Source organism: Agrobacterium burrii (genome assembly GCF_017313405.1).
In the GTDB taxonomy this organism is placed as follows: Bacteria; Pseudomonadota; Alphaproteobacteria; order Rhizobiales; family Rhizobiaceae; genus Agrobacterium; species Agrobacterium burrii.
Map to the genome: position 1 here is coordinate 28,188 of NZ_JAFLNA010000021.1, position 15,630 is coordinate 43,817.

The following is a 15,630-nucleotide window of genomic DNA, read 5'->3' on the forward strand; positions in this document are numbered from 1 at the left end:
GCCGCAATGCGGGCAAGGTCGGGTCTCTCTTCAAGGTAAAAAACGTGGCCGGTTTCCTCATCAAGCGATTGCTGCAGGCGATTTTTGTCGTCATCGCCATCACCCTTCTTGTTTCTTTCGCCGTCCGCCTGACGGGCGATCCGGCTGTCACCATGTTCCAGGGCGGCGGCAGCATGACGGAAGACGATCTGGCACGCATCCGCGCAGCGCTCGGCACCGACCGGCCGTTCTTCGTGCAATATTTCAGCTTCCTCAAGGGTCTGGTGACGCTGGATTTCGGCCGCAGCTTCACCGGCAGCACGCCGGTCTCGCGGCTCATCGCCGATGCCCTGCCCGCCACGCTGCTACTCGCCTTCATCTCCATGGCCGTGTCGATTGCGCTGTCTATCCCGCTCGGCATCAAGGCCGCGACCTCGCGCGGCAAGACGGCCGATCAGGTGATCCGCATCTTCTCGCTCATCGGCCTGTCATTCCCGAATTTTTGGCTGGCCACCATGCTGGTTCTCCTGTTCTCCATCACGCTCGGCTGGCTGCCACCGAGCGGCATGGGCGGTTTTGCCAGCTACATCATGCCATCAGTGACGATGGGCGTCATCCTGACCGCCACCAATGTGCGCCTCGTGCGCACCGCCATGCTCGATACGCTGCGCTCGCAATATATCATGGTGGCGCGCGCCAAGGGCCTCAGCGAAAGCAAGGTTCTCTACAAACACGCGCTGCGCAACTGCGCCATTCCACTCATCACCTATTTCGGCCTGCAATTTGGCGGGCTGCTCGGCGGCATCGTCGTCATCGAGCGGGTGTTCAACTGGCCGGGTCTCGGCACGCTGGCTTTCGATGCGGTCGGTGCGCGTGACTATCCCGTGCTTCAGGCCGTCATCACCGTGCTGTCGCTGATGATCGTCGGCATCAACCTTCTGGTCGATATCGCCTACGGGCTGGTCGATCCGCGCATCCGCACGGAGTAAGTGACGATGGCTGCCAAAACCTCGCGCCTGTCGCGCTTCACCAATCTCGAATTCATCCTCGGCGCGTCCCTCACCACCGTCATCTGCCTTGCGGTCGTCTTTTCCGACGTGCTGTTTCCGGGCGGGGCGGACAAGATCGACCTGATGGCGCGCCTTGCCAAACCCTTCGCCAATGCCGCCCATCCGCTCGGCACCGATCCGCTCGGACGGGATGTGCTCGCCCGCGTCGTCGCCGGCGGCAAGATTTCGCTGCTGGTCGGTTTCACCTCGGTCATCGGCGCGGTCATCTTCGGCGTCGCGGTCGGCCTGGTCGCCGGTTATTATCGCGGCTTCTGGGATATGCTGGTCATGCGCTTTGCCGATATCCAGCTCGCCATGCCCTTCATTCTGCTCGCCATCACCTTCATCGCCATTGTCGGCGGCAGCCTTACCAACACCATCATCCTGCTGATCATATCGCAATGGGTGCAATATGCCCGCCTCGTGCGCGGCTCGGTGCTGACGCTGCGGGAGCGGGAATTCATTCTCTCGGCCCGCGCCATCGGCGTGAAGGACTGGCGCATCATTCTTCAGCACCTGCTGCCGAACCTCATCGGCCCGGTCATCGTGCTGATGACGCTCAACGTCGCCAACAACATCCTGCTGGAAAGCAGCCTCACCTTCCTCGGTCTCGGCGTTGATCCGACCATTCCGAGCTGGGGCGGCATGCTGGCGGATGGCCGCACTTACTTGCAGACGGCATGGTGGGTCAGCGTCTTCCCCGGCCTTGCCATTCTGCTCACCGTGCTCGGCCTCAACCTTCTCGGCGACTGGTTGCGCGACAGCCTTGACCCAACAGGCAGAACCTCGAGGTAATCCAGATGAGCCAGATTTTCGACCAGACCTTCGAGCGCACGCTGGACACGCTTGTCGCCCGCGCCAGGCCCGGCCAGTCCTTCGAGGCATGGACCTTCGATGATGCCAAAAGCCGCCGCGAAGCCGAAGAAAGGCTGAAGAAAAAAGGCGTCAGCGCCCGTATCCGCAGCGCCTACAAACCGCTTCTCTTCACCTTTCTGGAAGAGATCAATCTGGAAGGCGTCGACACCATCGAGGTGGGTTACCCGGTGCACGCCAATGCGCCCGCCAACCGTTTCCGGCTGGAGGCCTATCCGCTGGCGGCTCTGGTGGGCGATGCGAAGATCAATTTCACCGCCCGCGACGGCGACGCCTTCCACTATGACGTTACGCTGAGCCGCAACGGCAAGAAGGAAAGCCTGAAGGTTCTGGCCCCAAACCGGGTTCATACCGATATCATCGGCGAAACCAATGTCTCGCCAACCGGCTGGTTCCGGCTTGCCGGTGACGCGACGGGCGAGCGACTGGCAACGGATTACGAGCAGCTTTTCGAAGCGGCAATCCATGCCGTCGCCAACCACGGCTGGGGCAATGAAGAGCCCTATTTCGAGGAACTGAACATCCGCGTCGCGCATCCGGCCGAAGACATGGTCCTGCCCATCGGCGACGAAGTCGTCAGCCTGCGTGAAGCACTGCATGAGGATTTCTATTTCTCGCTGCTGGAATTCTTCCAGAAGAAATCCGGCCGACCGCTGGGTGACCGGGGCCTGAAACCCGGCCAGATCGTACCGGAAATCGTCAAAAACGAAGGCGAAACCTCCCTCCGCATCGAGACCCGCAAGCTCACCACCGCCTTCCTCGACGGCGGCGAACAGCCGATCGATACGGCCCGTGAACCGATCGCGGCAGGGCAGCTTTCGGCTCTGCTGGCGGATATCGGCGGCGAAGTCTTCGAGGCGCGCTCCCGTTCTGGCCGCATCCTTTCCGCCCGTTATGTGGCCGGCAGCGATGCCGCCGTGATGGTGAGCGGCGGCCAGCACCCCAACGAAACGACAGGCATCGTCGGCGCCATCCGCGCCGCCCGCAAACTCGCAGACCGCAGGGGCGCGCATTTCACCATCTCGCCGCTGGAAAACCCTGACGGCTACGCCCTGCATCAGCGGCTGCGCCTCGACAATCCGCGCCATATGCACCATGCCGCGCGCTACACGGCGCTGGGCGACGACCTCGAATATCGCACGCCGGAAAATTCAGGCAGCCATCTCAACGAGAAGGAAATCCGCTTCAAGGCGCAGGAGATGAGCGGCGCAAGCCTGCATGTGAACCTGCACGGATATCCCTCACATGAATGGACCCGGCCTCTATCAGGTTATGTGCCGCGCAATTTCGCCATGTGGACGCTGCCGAAGGGTTTCTTCCTCATCATCCGTCACCATGCGGATTGGGAAAGACAGGCCGAAGCCCTGCTCGACCGGGTGACCCGACATCTGGGCGCCATTCCCGGCCTGCTCGACTACAACAATCGCCAGATCGCGCTTTATGAAATCCACGCCGGCGAAACCGGCTTCCGCATCATCAACGGCTTCCCGTGCCTGTCTTCCATCGACGACCGCCACACCGTGCCGATGACGTTGATCACTGAATATCCGGACGAAACGATCTACGGAGATGATTTCATCACCGGCCATACCGCGCAGATGGAAACGGTTCTATCGGCCTATGACGCCTGGCAGGAGATCGTGTCGCCGCAAGTCGCCTGACATCGCCAGGCAGGGACCCCATGCCAGCGTGTTCACCTTCGGGCGCGCTGGCACCCGGTCAACTTGGAAGCAGCGGCGCAACATCCGATAGATGTTCGGATGTCTCCTGTATTGTCAGGCCCATGCGCGACAACAAGTCAAACCCGATCAAGCATGAAGCGGAGCGGTTTTGCATGGTGCGGGCGTGAACCACAGGAGACCCCATGCCCGCTCTGGACAAGCTCATCTGGCAGATCGAAACCGATCTGCATAAAAACCTGACATTGACGGTCCTGTCCGACCGCTGCGCCATCAGCACACATCATATGTGCCGGTTGTTCCAGCTTTCCACCGGCCTGTCGATCATGTCCTATGTCCGGGCGCGTCGACTTTCCGAGGCGGCCAGAACCATCGCGCAGTGCGATGCTGACATCCTCACCGTCGCGCTTGGTGCGGGATACGGATCTCATGAGGCGTTCACACGAGCCTTTGCGAATTATTTCAACATATTACCGAGTATTGTTCGCAAGGCCCGATCAACCTCATCCCTTGATCTCATGGAGCCATTCAAAATGAAGAAAGACATGTTCGTCGAAGTCCAGCCACCGGAAATGCGCCGCGCCGAGGCCTTCCTGGTAGTCGGTCTCAGCACCACCTGTTCGCTGGAGAACAACAGCGCTATTCCGGCGCTCTGGCAAGCCTTTAATACTCGTGAAAACGATATCGAGGAGGCGGTATCCGGGGCCGCTTACGGCATATGCAGCGTTGCGGATGAAGCTGGCAACTGCACATATCTAGCCGGCGTCAAAGCGCTGAAGAAAACAGCTGGCATGGATCACATCGAGGTGCCCGCGCAATCCTACGCGGTCTTCACCCATAGTGGCCATATCTCGGATCTTCCCAAAACGGTCTATACGATCTGGAACAAAGTCTTGCCCGATGCCGGCCTTAAAACTGCCCGCTCCCCCGATTTCGAACTGTATGATCGACGTTTCGATCCGCAAACAGGACGGGGCACTGTGGAAATCTGGATTCCGATCGTCGCCTGACGTCTGAAATAGCATGCCCCAGCCTGGTGTTGGGGCATGCACTGAACCGCACTTTCGGCGGGCAGGAACGGAAATGAGGCTTATTTTGCCGGCATTGTGGTAGCGGCGAGCTTGTTTTCCCGCTGCTTCTGCAACAGCTTCTTGCCTTTGCTGAGGATATGCAGGTTCGCGGCGTCGAGCTTGTTATAACCGGCCTGAATGATATCGATATCGGCGACATGGCCGATTGCGGCGAGCTTGTACATGACATCTCCGACGGCCACGTCGACGGTTGGCACCGGCAGGGTTGCAATGTCCTTCGTCGCCGCCTGAACACCCTCCCCCGTACCACCCATGACGTGATACAGAGCCAGCGCCTTGCGCAGAAACGCCTCGCGGCGCTCGATCTTGTTGTTGAGTATACTTTCTCCGACGCGATTTCGCATCAGCTCAACAGCTTTATTTTGATATTCGCCCATCAGACACCAAATAAATTTCAAAATATGCTTCGCGAGACTACGAACAATCCCCTTAGAACTGGTTAAGGCATATCATTTTGCGCGCATGAAATCCGTGTTTTCCCGTCACCCTGCTGCAGCCGGTTTTGATAACGGGACATCCAGACGCGGAAGCTCGCAGACAAGCCGCCCGCGATGGTTACCGGCAGGCCTTGTATTGAGAATCATCCAGCGATCCCTATTGTGGGTTCCATTGCAGGCAGACGCGGATGAAGCGGGGATTGATAACCGTCAGGTTATTTATTACCCCCCTTATTTCATTTTACTTTGGTCATCGCACTCATCAATCTGGCAGCCTGGATCGGTGGATGGGAGCCACGGATCAATTGGGAGGAAATCATGAAATTACGGATCACCGCCGCAATCGCGGCCATCTGCTTCAGTTCTGCTGCTTATGCCGAGACGATTAAGGTCGGCGTGGTCGGTCCGTTCTCCGGCCCCTTCGCGCTGCAGGGCAAGAACTTCAAGGCCGGCATCGACGCCTGGTTTGCGCTGCACGGCAACAAGGTCGGTGATGACAGCATTGAGGTCGTCTATCGCGACGTGCCGCAGGCCGATCCGGCGCAATCCAAGGCGCTGGCGCAGGAACTGGTGGTGAAGGAACGCGTGCAATATCTTGCCGGCTTCTATTTCACCCCTGATGCCATGGCCGTCACCCCGCTTCTGAAGCAGGGCAATGTGCCGATGGTCATCATGAATGCCGCCACCTCGGCCATCGTCACCAAAAGCCCCTATGTGGTGCGTACCTCGTTCACCACCTGGCAGACCTCCACCCCCATCGCCAAGGTGGCGTTTGATGGCGGTGTGAAGAAGGTCATTTCGCTGGTCAGCGATTACGGCCCCGGCGTCGATGCCGAGAACGCCTTCAAGGCGGCATTTACCGCCGCCGGCGGCGAGGTGGTGGAAACCATCCGCATGCCGCTCTCCACCAATGATTTCAGTCCGATTATGCAGCGCGTCAAGGATTCAGGCGCTCAAGGGGTTTTCGCCTTCCTGCCATCCGGTCCGACCACGCTCGGCTTCGTCAAGGCCTTCAACGATAACGGCCTGAAATCCGCTGGCGTCAAACTTTTCGCGCCGGGCGATCTCACCCAGGAATCCGACCTGCCGGCGCTCGGCGAGGCCGCACTCGGCATGCAGACGACTTTCCATTACGCCGTCTCGCATGATTCACCTGAGAACAAGACCTTCGTGGAAGCCGCCACCAAGGCGATCGGTAATCCGAAGGAACTGTCTTTCCCCTCCGTTAGCGCATTTGACGGCATGTATGTCATCAGCAAGATGATCGAGGCCACCGGCGGCAAACAGGATGCGGAAAAGGCAGTCGAGGCGGTGAAGGGTCTTTCCTGGACAAGCCCGCGCGGCCCTGTCAGCATCGATCCGGAAAGCCGCCACATCACGCAGAACATCTATCTGCGCGAAGTCGCCAAGGGCGATGACGGTTCCTACTACAACAAGGAAGTCCAGACCTTCGAAAAACAGGGCGATCCGGGTCTGACGGCGGCGAAATAACGGGCGACACCGGCATCGCCGCCACAATGGCGGCATTCTTGAAACGGTCGAGCCGCCCTTGCGGCGGTTCGGTTCCGGCCCGGACGGGCGTTACAGCACCGGGAGGAGTTTTTTCAACATGCAGACGGTCTTCAGCATCCTCATCGATGCGCTTGCCTATGGCATGGTCCTGTTCATCATTTCCATCGGTCTATCGGTGACAATGGGGCTGATGCGGGTGGTCAATCTGGCGCATGGCGCTTTCGCCATGATCGGCGGTTACCTCGCCTCTTATGCCGCCCACGGCCTCGGTCTCGGTTATGCGGCGGCGATCCTCGTTGCCATCGTCGGTACCATTATTATCGCCATACCGCTCGAACGTTTCCTTTACCGGCGGATTTACGGCGCACCTGAACTGACGCAGGTGCTGATGACCATCGGCATCACCTTCTGCATCATCGGCATCGCCAATTTTGTGTTCGGGCCGACACTCAAAACCATTCCCTTGCCGCAACAATTGGCCGGCCCCACCGATCTCGGCTTCCGCACCATCGCCACCCACCGCATCTTCGCCATCGTCAGCGGCCTCGCCGTCGCGGCAACGCTGTGGTTCACTTTTGAAAAGACCGCCTTCGGCATCAAGCTGCGCGCGGCGGTGGACAATGCCGCCATGGCTGCGGCGCTCGGCGTGCGCACCGAGGTCATCTATGCCGTCAGCTTCGCCATCGCCGTCGGCCTTGCCGCCATGGGCGGGGTCATCGGCGCGGAGCTGCTGCCGGTCGAACCCTATTATGCGCTGCGCTATATGGTCACCTTCCTCGTGGTGGTCTCGGTCGGCGGCGCTGGCTCCATTCCCGGCGCGCTGATAGCCTGCCTGCTGCTCGGCGCCATCGATACGACCGGGCGGTATCTCGCCCCCGAATATGGCGAATTCTTCTTTTATCTGGCGGTCATCGTGATCATCACGTTGTTCCCGCGCGGCCTTCTTGGAAGGGCGAAATGAGATGGCGGTGCTCATGAACGACGTAACTGAAACGGCTGAGATCCCAAAGACGCGCTCGCCGCTGCGCGCTGTCGCCGGGCCGCTCATCATCATCGCCGCAGCCATCATCGGCTACTTTCTGTTTCCGGATAATCTGGCGCTTCTGACCCGAATCATCGCCATTGCACTGCTGGTGCTGTCGATCGATCTCGTCACCGGTTATTGCGGCGTCGCGACGCTTGGTCATGCGGCGCTCTTCGGTGCGGGCGCCTATGCCGCCGGCATCGCCGCCGCCCATTTCGAGATCACCGATCCGCTTCTGATGACCGCCATCGGCGCGGCAGCAGGTGGCGTCGCCGGGCTGCTCTCCGGCACGGTTCTGCTGCGCGCCCACGGCCTGCCGCAGCTGGTGCTTTCCATCGCCGTCATCCATCTGTTCCATGAGGCGGCCAACAAGGCATCGAACTGGACCGGCGGCAGCGACGGGCTATCAGGCGTTTCGCCCGACGCCCTGTTCGGCACCTTCGAATTCGATCTTTTCGGCCGCACCGCCTATATCTATGGCGTCTGTCTGCTACTCCTCGTTTTCCTTGCCCTCAGTGTCATCGTCAACTCACCCTTCGGCATGCTGTGTCGCGGCGTCAAGCAGGACAGCATCCGCATTCAGGCCATGGGCGGCTCGGTCAACGGCACCATTTTGAAGATGTTCGTCATATCAGGCGTCGTCGCCGGCATTGGCGGTGCGCTGAACGCCATTTCCACCCAGGTCGTCGGCCTCGACAGCCTCAGCTTCACGCTTTCAGCCGAAGGGCTGGTCATGCTGGTGCTGGGCGGAGCGGGTTCGCTTTATGGTGCGCTGATCGGCACTGTCACCTTCATGTGGTTTGAGGATGTCGTTTCCGCCGCCAATCCATTCCATTGGCTCACCATTGTCGGCCTGTTGCTGATTGCCGTCGTGCTCTTTGCACCACGTGGGCTTTACGGCGCAGGCGAACAGATCATTGCGCGCCTGCGGGGAGATCGCAAATGAGCGCCATTTTCGAAGTCTCCGGCCTGCAGAAGAATTTCGGTGGCCTCGTCGTCACCAATAATGTCTCGCTATCGCTGTCGCCGGGAGACCGCACGGTGCTGATCGGCCCCAATGGCGCCGGCAAGACCACCTTCGTCAATCTCGTCACCGGCACCATCAAGCCCTCGGCCGGCACGGTGCGCATTGCCGGCGAGGACGTGACAGGCCTCAGCGCCAGCCAGCGGGTGAAGCGCGGACTCGTCCGCTCGTTTCAGGTCACGCGGCTGTTTCAGGATATGACGCCTGAAGAACATGTGGCGCTCGCCATTCTCCAGCGGGAAGGAAAGACCGGCCGGATTTTCGGCCGTTACCGCGCCATGCCCGCGGTGATGAGCGAAGCGCGCGATATTCTCGGCACGCTCGGCCTTCTGGCGCTTGCCGAAACAAGGGTGCGGGAAATCGCCTATGGCCAGCAACGGCTGATCGAGATCGCGCTTGCCATGGCGCTTCGCCCGAAAATCCTGCTGCTCGACGAACCGGCAGCCGGCGTACCTTCGACGGAAACGGCGCGCATAGAGCAGGCGCTCGACCGACTGCCGGCCGATCTCGCCATATTGATGATCGAACACGACATGGATCTGGTTTTCCGCTTCGCCAAACGTGTCGTGGTTCTCGCGGCCGGCGCCGTCATCTTCGACGGTTCGCCTGATGATGTCACCAGCAATGCGGAAGTCCGCCAAGCCTATCTGGGAAGTTACGCCGATGCCCGCAGCGCCGCTTGAAATCTTGAACCTGACGGCCGGTTACGGCCCGACCCGCGTCATCGAAGGCCTGTCGCTTTCGGTGCCATCAGGTTCGCGTTTTGCCGTTCTCGGCCGCAATGGCGTTGGCAAGACCAGCCTTTTTGCCACGCTGGCTGGCCAGACGAAACGCTTTTCCGGCGATATCCGCCTCGGCGGACAGGACATTGCCGCCCTGCCGAGTGCCGCCCGCGCCAAAGCCGGCCTCGGTTACGTGCCGCAGACCCGCGACGTGTTTCCAACACTGACCGTTGAGGAAAACCTCTTCGTCGGCCTCAAGGGTCGGCCGAAATCCGCGATCGAGGAAGCCTATACGCTGTTTCCACGCCTGAAGGAACGCCGCCGCAATCTCGGTTCGCAACTTTCCGGCGGCGAACAGCAGATGCTCTCCACCGCCCGGACGATTCTCGGGAAGCCGCGGGTGCTGCTTCTCGATGAGCCGCTGGAAGGCCTCGCACCCGTCATCTGCGAAGAACTGATGGCCGCCTTCTCCAAACTGGCACAGTCAGGCGAAATGACCATTCTTCTCGTCGAACAACGTATCCAGATGGCCATCGACTTCGCCGACCATGCCATTATCATGGAACGCGGCCGCATCGTCTGGGAAGGGCCGTCCAGCGAACTGGCACAAAACCCGGATATTATCGATACGCATCTCGGGGTTGGCGGGTTGCACTGAGTGCATCGGAGTGAAACCACAACAGGTTTTCAGCCGGAACGGCTTCTGGCAGCTCAGACGGATCCCCTGCATCTCCCCTCATTCCTGTGCCTGTCACAGGAATCCAGCCAGTCCAAGTCCTTGGGCTGGAAGGACTCTCTCGCCGCGCAGACGCGCGTCGGCTGGATCCCTGTGACAAGCACAGGGATGAGGTGAGTGTGTGATGACCGTCGGCGGCTTGGCCATAAGGCCTGAGTCACAGGCCATGCAAATGAGCGGATATGTCATCCCACTCCGGATTTGTGCTTTCAATCAGATTGAGCTTCCACTGTCTTGGCCATTTCTTGATCGTTTTTTCGCGTGTGATCGCACTCGTCAACAGGTCGTATTCCTCGAACCACACGAGCATCTTCACGCCATATCGCGAAGTAAATCCGGGTGTCAGTTCATTCTGGTGTTCGAAAATCCTGTTTGGCAAATCCTTCGTCACACCAGTATAGAGCGTGCCGTTTCGTTTGGATGCTAAAATATAAACGTAACCCTTCATGTAAATGAACGTGCATCTTTCTCGATTACTTCACAAGCAAGAACGCGCACTCTCCTCATTCCTGTGCTCGTCACAGGAATCCAGCCAGCCCAAGTCTTTGGGCTGAAAGGACTCTCCCCGCCGCGCGGACGCGCGTCGGCTGGATCCCTGTGACGAGCACAGGGATGAGGAGAGTATGCTGGTCACTCCTGCCCCAGATCCCGTCCATCACTCATACCTCAAAAAACCCAATGGAATAAAAATTCCACTGGAGTTAAAGTGCACACGATTTCAGTCTGCATAAAGGAACGACAATGACGGCAATCGAGGCGCCAGAATCGGTGAAGGCTTTTGAGGAGCGGTTGCTCCAGGTTGCAGAGGGGCTACCGAAACGATTGCGGCAATGCGCCGATTATGTCGCATCCAATCAGGACCGCATTGCCGTTTCCACCGTCGCCGAAATGGCAGAGGGTGCTGGCGTGCAGCCTTCGGCCTTCATGCGGTTTTGCCAGATCATGGGCTTTTCCGGTTTTTCGGAAATGCAGCGCCTGTTTCGCGATTCCTATGTCGGCGGCTGGCCGGATTACACCACACGACTAGATCATCTGCGTGAAAAGGGCGATGAAAGCGCCTCCAGCCTGCTTGCGGAATTTGTCGAAGCCGGTCGTTCCTCGCTGGAAATGCTGCTGAAATCGGTCGATACGCGGCAGCTTGACGAGGCGGTTTCGGCACTGGCTGGCGCGCGCACTGTCCACATTATCGGTTTGCGACGGTCTTTCCCCATAGCCAGTTACCTTGCCTATGCCTTCGAAAAAATGAAGGTGCCAGCGGTTCTGCACAGCGCCGTTGGCGGGCTGGGCAATATCAGCGCCATCTCCAGCGATGACGCGCTGATCGCCATCACCTTCTCTCCCTATTCCGCCGAAACGCTGGAACTGGCGGAAACGGCACGGGCCAATGGCATTCCGGTGGTTGCGCTCTCTGATTCCGCCGTCAATCCGCTGCGAAAATCCGGCGCAACGCTGTTGACGGTCACGGAAATCGACTTCGGCGCATTCCGCTCGCTCTCCGCAACGCTCTGTCTGGCTATTACGCTGGCCGTAGCTGTGGGAACCCGCAAAACGGCCTGAATATTTTTATTGAAAATGGAAAAAATAGAATTTATGATCCAAATCCATGAAACGGGCATTCCATATTCGTCCGTCTCGTGACGGATGACAGTGGGCGGAGGAGGCCTGCCGGAACGGGATGGCGAAAGGGGCGGGCAGCTTTGTCCGATATCGCTCCAAACATGTGAGGCAGGCCGCCGCAACAGGCGGCCCGAAGGAGGAACCTTTTGAAAAAACTTGATCTTATCACGATCGGGCGCTCGTCTGTCGACCTGTACGGTTCGCAGGTCGGCGGCCGTCTGGAGGACATGGCCTCCTTTGCCAAATATATTGGCGGCTCCCCCACCAACATCGCAGCCGGCGCTGCCCGGCTAGGCCTCAACAGCGCCGTCATCACCCGCGTTGGCGATGAGCATATGGGCCGTTTCATCCGTGAGCAACTGGTTCGCGAAGGCGTCGACGTGCGCGGCGTGAAAACCGATCCGGAGCGGCTGACCGCGCTGGTGTTGCTCGGCATTCGTGACCAGAACCAGTTCCCGCTGATTTTCTATCGCGAAAACTGTGCGGACATGGCGCTGAGCGAAGACGATATCGACCCCGCCTTCATTGCTGAAGCTGGCTGCGTCTGCGCCACCGGCACACATCTGTCCCATCCCAATACCGAAGCGGCCGTGCTGAAAGCGCTGAAACTTGCCCGCGAAAATGGCGCAAAGACCGCGCTGGATATCGACTACCGGCCCAATCTCTGGGGTGTTGCCGGCCATGGCGATGGCGAAAGCCGCTTCGTCGAATCGCAGAAGGTCACCACCAAGCTGCAATCCACCCTGCATCTTTTCGATCTGATTGTCGGCACCGAGGAAGAATTCCACATCGCCGGCGGCTCCACCGATACGCTCGCTGCGTTGAAGGCCGTGCGCAAGGTTTCGAACGCGACGCTGGTGTGCAAGCGCGGGCCGATGGGTGCTTCGGTCTTCACCGGCGACATTCCCGCAAGCCTCGACGATGGCGAGACGGGCGAAGGTTTTCCGATCGAAGTCTTCAACGTTCTGGGCGCCGGTGACGGCTTCATGGCCGGGCTGTTTCGTGGCTGGCTGCGCGGCGAGGACTGGCCGACGACGCTGAAATACGCCAATGCCTGCGGCGCCTTCGCCGTCTCCCGCCATGGCTGCACGCCTGCCTATCCGAGCTGGGAAGAGCTGCAATATTTCTTCAAGGCCGGCATTCGCAACAAGGCGCTGCGCAAGGACGAGGCGCTGGAACAGGTGCATTGGTCCACCAACCGCAAGGGCGAATGGGACACGATGCGCGTCTTCGCCTTCGACCATCGCATGCAGCTTGAGGCCATCGCCGACGAGCTTGGCGTGAAACACGAAAAGATCGGCGCTTTCAAGAAGCTCTGCCTTGAGGCGGCGCAGACGGTTGCGGGCGACAGGCCGGGTTACGGCATTCTCTGCGACGGACGCCTCGGACGCGACGCGCTTTTTGCCGCCAGCGGCTCGGGCCTGTGGATCGGCCGCCCGGTGGAATGGCCGGGCTCGCGCCCGCTGACGCTGGAACCGGAACTCGGCAAGGATTTCGGCGGGCTTTCCGAATGGCCGCTTGAAAATGTCGTTAAGGTTCTGTGCTTCTATCACCCTGACGATACGGATGAGATGCGCGCCGCGCAGGAGGAAACGGTTAGCCGCCTGTTCCAGGCCACGCGCCGCAACCGGCTGGAAATGTTGCTGGAGGTTATTCCCTCCAAGGTCGGCCCGACCGACGATCTCACCGCCGCCCGCATCGTCGAGCGTTTCTATGAAATCGGGGTTTATCCCGACTGGTGGAAGCTGGAGCCGATGAAGACCCGTGCCGCGTGGAAAAACGCCTGCGACGCCGTGCATCGCAACGATCCTTATGTGCGCGGCATCGTCGTTCTCGGTCTCGACGCGCCACAAAGCGAACTGGAGGAAAGCTTCCGCCTTGCCGCCGACTTCGATCTGGTCAAAGGTTTCGCCGTCGGCCGCACGATTTTCGTAGACGCCGCACGGGCCTGGCTCGCCGGCAAGATCACCGATCAGGAAGCGGTCAGGGACATGGCGCAGCGCTATACCAGCCTGTGCCACATATGGGATGAGGCGCGCGCCAAAAAGGGAGAGGCAGCGTGAAGACAATCAGAATGACGGCTGCGCAGGCCATGGTTCGTTACCTGGCAGCGCAGATGAATGAACACGGCGAAACCTATATCGCCGGCATGTGGGCGATTTTCGGCCATGGCAACGTCGCCGGCATCGGCGAGGCGCTTTATGGCATCCGCGACGAACTGCCGACCTATCGCGGCCAGAACGAGCAGTCCATGGCCCATGCGGCCATTGCCTATTCGAAGCAGCTGCGCCGCCGCCGGGCCATGGCAGTCACCTCCTCCATCGGCCCCGGTGCGGCCAATATGGTGACGGCGGCAGCGCTCGCGCATGTCAACCGCCTGCCGGTTCTGCTGATCCCCGGCGATGTCTTCGCCAATCGCGGCCCGGACCCCGTGCTGCAGCAGCTCGAAGATTTTGGCGATGGCACCATGACGGTCAATGACTGCTTCCGCCCGGTCAGCCGTTATTTCGACCGCATCATGCGCCCGGAGCAATTGCTGACCGCCCTTCCCCGCGCCATGCGCACCATGACAGACCCGGCAGATTGCGGCCCCGTCACGCTCGCCTTCTGCCAGGATGTACAGGCGGAAGCCTATGATTACCCCGAAAGTTTCTTCGAAAAGCGCGTCTGGCGCCAGCGGCGTCCTGAGCCGGATGTCGTGGAATTCGAAGAGGCGGTTGCCGCGCTGAAGGCTGCTAAGAACCCCGTTATCGTTGCCGGTGGCGGTGTGCATTTTGCCGGCGCAACCGAGACGCTGAAGCGCTTTGCCGAAACCCACTCCATTCCCGTCGTCGAAACGCAGGCCGGTAAATCGGCCCTCGCCTGGGATCATGATCTCAATTTCGGTCCCGTCGGCGTTACCGGTGCGGAAAGCGCCAATATCGTCAGCGAAAAGGCCGATCTGGTCTTCGGCGTCGGCACCCGTTTTCAGGATTTCACCACCGGTTCCTGGGCGCTGTTCAAGAACCCGAACCGCAAGATCCTGGCGCTTAACGTGCAGCCCTATGACAGCGCCAAGCATGATGCGATCAGCCTGACGGCAGATGCCAAGATCGGGCTTGAAAAACTGTCGGCCGCCCTCGGCAGTCACCGTTTTGCGGCACCGGATGCGGGCCTCAAGGCGGCATGGTTCGAAAAGGCCGATGCCGATACGGCGGCACCGGGTGAAGAGCATGTGAACAGCCTGCCGACAGACATGCAGGTCATCGGCGCGGTACAGCGCCAGTCGCGTGACAATACCGTCGTCATGTGCGCCGCAGGCACCATGCCGGGCGAGCTTCACCAGCTGTGGAAATCCAAGCTGCCGCTCTCCTATCACATGGAATACGGCTTCTCCTGCATGGGTTATGAAGTGGCCGGCGGCCTCGGCATCAAGATGGCGGAACCGGACCGCGACGTGATCGTCATGGTCGGCGACGGCTCCTACATGATGATGAATTCCGAGCTTGCGACATCGGTTGCCATGGGTGTGAAGATCACGCTCGTCATCACCGACAATCGCGGGTACGGCTGCATCAACCGCCTGCAGATGGAAACCGGCGGCGCGGAGTTCAACAACCTCTACGCCCACACCAACGTCAACCCGATCGCCATTGATTTCGTGGCCCATGCCGGCTCGATGGGCGCGGATGCACGCAAGGTGTCCACCATATCCGAACTCGAAGAGGCGCTTGCCACCGCCCGTGCCTCCAGCCGCACGACTGTCATCGTCATCGATACCGACCCTTACCCGACGCCGCAGGCCGGTGGTCACTGGTGGGATGTCGCGGTGCCTGAAGTTTCCGAGCGCGGCGAAATTGCCGGCGCGCGCGCCCGTTATGAAAACCATCTCAAGGAAAGACAGTAAG

14 protein-coding genes are annotated in these 15,630 nt (G+C 60.1%); 12 read left to right on the plus strand and 2 right to left on the minus strand.

Annotation, left to right across the window (positions count from 1 at the left end; all coding sequences use genetic code 11):
- Positions 1-44: 44 nt before the first annotated feature.
- From JZX89_RS27185 to JZX89_RS27200, 4 genes are all read left to right on the plus strand, one after another.
- Positions 45-968: an ABC transporter permease gene (locus JZX89_RS27185; RefSeq protein WP_188356158.1), complete on the plus strand. Its 924-nt coding sequence runs from the start codon at positions 45-47 to the stop codon at positions 966-968.
- A gap of 6 nt (positions 969-974) precedes the next feature.
- A complete protein-coding gene (locus tag JZX89_RS27190) occupies positions 975-1,823 on the plus strand; it encodes an ABC transporter permease (RefSeq protein WP_149901547.1) in 849 nt (282 codons plus the stop codon).
- Between the two features lie 5 nt (positions 1,824-1,828).
- Positions 1,829-3,562 carry a M14 family metallopeptidase gene (locus JZX89_RS27195; protein WP_207135983.1) on the plus strand — a complete coding sequence of 578 codons (1,734 nt, stop codon included), beginning with the start codon at positions 1,829-1,831 and terminating at the stop codon, positions 3,560-3,562.
- Between the two features lie 203 nt (positions 3,563-3,765).
- Positions 3,766-4,590, plus strand: coding sequence for an AraC family transcriptional regulator (locus JZX89_RS27200; RefSeq protein ID WP_174375143.1), 825 nt, complete (start codon positions 3,766-3,768; stop codon positions 4,588-4,590).
- An 80-nt stretch (positions 4,591-4,670) separates the two neighbouring features.
- Here the strand turns inward: JZX89_RS27200 and JZX89_RS27205 are convergent, their stop codons facing one another.
- Entirely contained in the window at positions 4,671-5,048 is a 378-nt protein-coding gene (locus JZX89_RS27205) for a hypothetical protein (protein WP_149901608.1), read from the minus strand.
- 378 nt (positions 5,049-5,426) lie between these two features.
- Here JZX89_RS27205 and JZX89_RS27210 point away from each other — a divergent pair, with 378 nt between their 5' ends.
- The 5 genes from JZX89_RS27210 (at position 5,427) to JZX89_RS27230 (ending at position 10,048) form a co-directional block, all read left to right on the plus strand.
- Positions 5,427-6,599, plus strand: coding sequence for an ABC transporter substrate-binding protein (locus JZX89_RS27210; RefSeq protein WP_207135984.1), 1,173 nt, complete (start codon positions 5,427-5,429; stop codon positions 6,597-6,599).
- 118 nt (positions 6,600-6,717) lie between these two features.
- The gene (locus tag JZX89_RS27215; RefSeq protein ID WP_207135985.1) at positions 6,718-7,581 is read left to right on the plus strand and encodes a branched-chain amino acid ABC transporter permease; all 864 of its coding nucleotides are present in this window, start codon (positions 6,718-6,720) and stop codon (positions 7,579-7,581) included.
- A gap of 1 nt (position 7,582) precedes the next feature.
- Positions 7,583-8,590, plus strand: coding sequence for a branched-chain amino acid ABC transporter permease (locus JZX89_RS27220; protein WP_207135986.1), 1,008 nt, complete (start codon positions 7,583-7,585; stop codon positions 8,588-8,590).
- On the plus strand, positions 8,587-9,351 hold the full coding sequence (locus JZX89_RS27225; RefSeq protein ID WP_153516859.1) for an ABC transporter ATP-binding protein: 765 nt from the start codon (positions 8,587-8,589) through the stop codon (positions 9,349-9,351). The genes JZX89_RS27220 and JZX89_RS27225 overlap by 4 nt, the downstream gene beginning before the upstream one ends.
- Complete coding sequence (locus tag JZX89_RS27230) at positions 9,332-10,048, plus strand: ABC transporter ATP-binding protein (protein WP_149901554.1); 717 nt, start codon at positions 9,332-9,334, stop codon at positions 10,046-10,048. Before JZX89_RS27225 ends, JZX89_RS27230 begins: the two co-directional genes overlap by 20 nt.
- A 235-nt stretch (positions 10,049-10,283) precedes the next feature.
- Here the strand turns inward: JZX89_RS27230 and JZX89_RS27235 are convergent, their stop codons facing one another.
- On the minus strand, positions 10,284-10,574 hold the full coding sequence (locus tag JZX89_RS27235; protein WP_207135987.1) for a GIY-YIG nuclease family protein: 291 nt from the start codon (positions 10,572-10,574) through the stop codon (positions 10,284-10,286).
- Positions 10,575-10,867: 293 nt separating this feature from the next.
- On the opposite strand from JZX89_RS27235, the gene JZX89_RS27240 reads away from it, so the two are divergent.
- The 3 genes from JZX89_RS27240 (at position 10,868) to iolD (ending at position 15,629) form a co-directional block, all read left to right on the plus strand.
- Positions 10,868-11,683 (plus strand): MurR/RpiR family transcriptional regulator, encoded by an 816-nt coding sequence (locus tag JZX89_RS27240; protein ID WP_207135988.1) that lies wholly within the window; start codon positions 10,868-10,870, stop codon positions 11,681-11,683.
- A 206-nt stretch (positions 11,684-11,889) separates the two neighbouring features.
- Positions 11,890-13,806: a bifunctional 5-dehydro-2-deoxygluconokinase/5-dehydro-2-deoxyphosphogluconate aldolase gene (locus JZX89_RS27245; RefSeq protein ID WP_207135989.1), complete on the plus strand. Its 1,917-nt coding sequence runs from the start codon at positions 11,890-11,892 to the stop codon at positions 13,804-13,806.
- Complete coding sequence (gene iolD / locus JZX89_RS27250) at positions 13,803-15,629, plus strand: 3D-(3,5/4)-trihydroxycyclohexane-1,2-dione acylhydrolase (decyclizing) (RefSeq protein ID WP_207135990.1); 1,827 nt, start codon at positions 13,803-13,805, stop codon at positions 15,627-15,629. Before JZX89_RS27245 ends, iolD begins: the two co-directional genes overlap by 4 nt.
- Position 15,630: the final 1 nt, after the last annotated feature.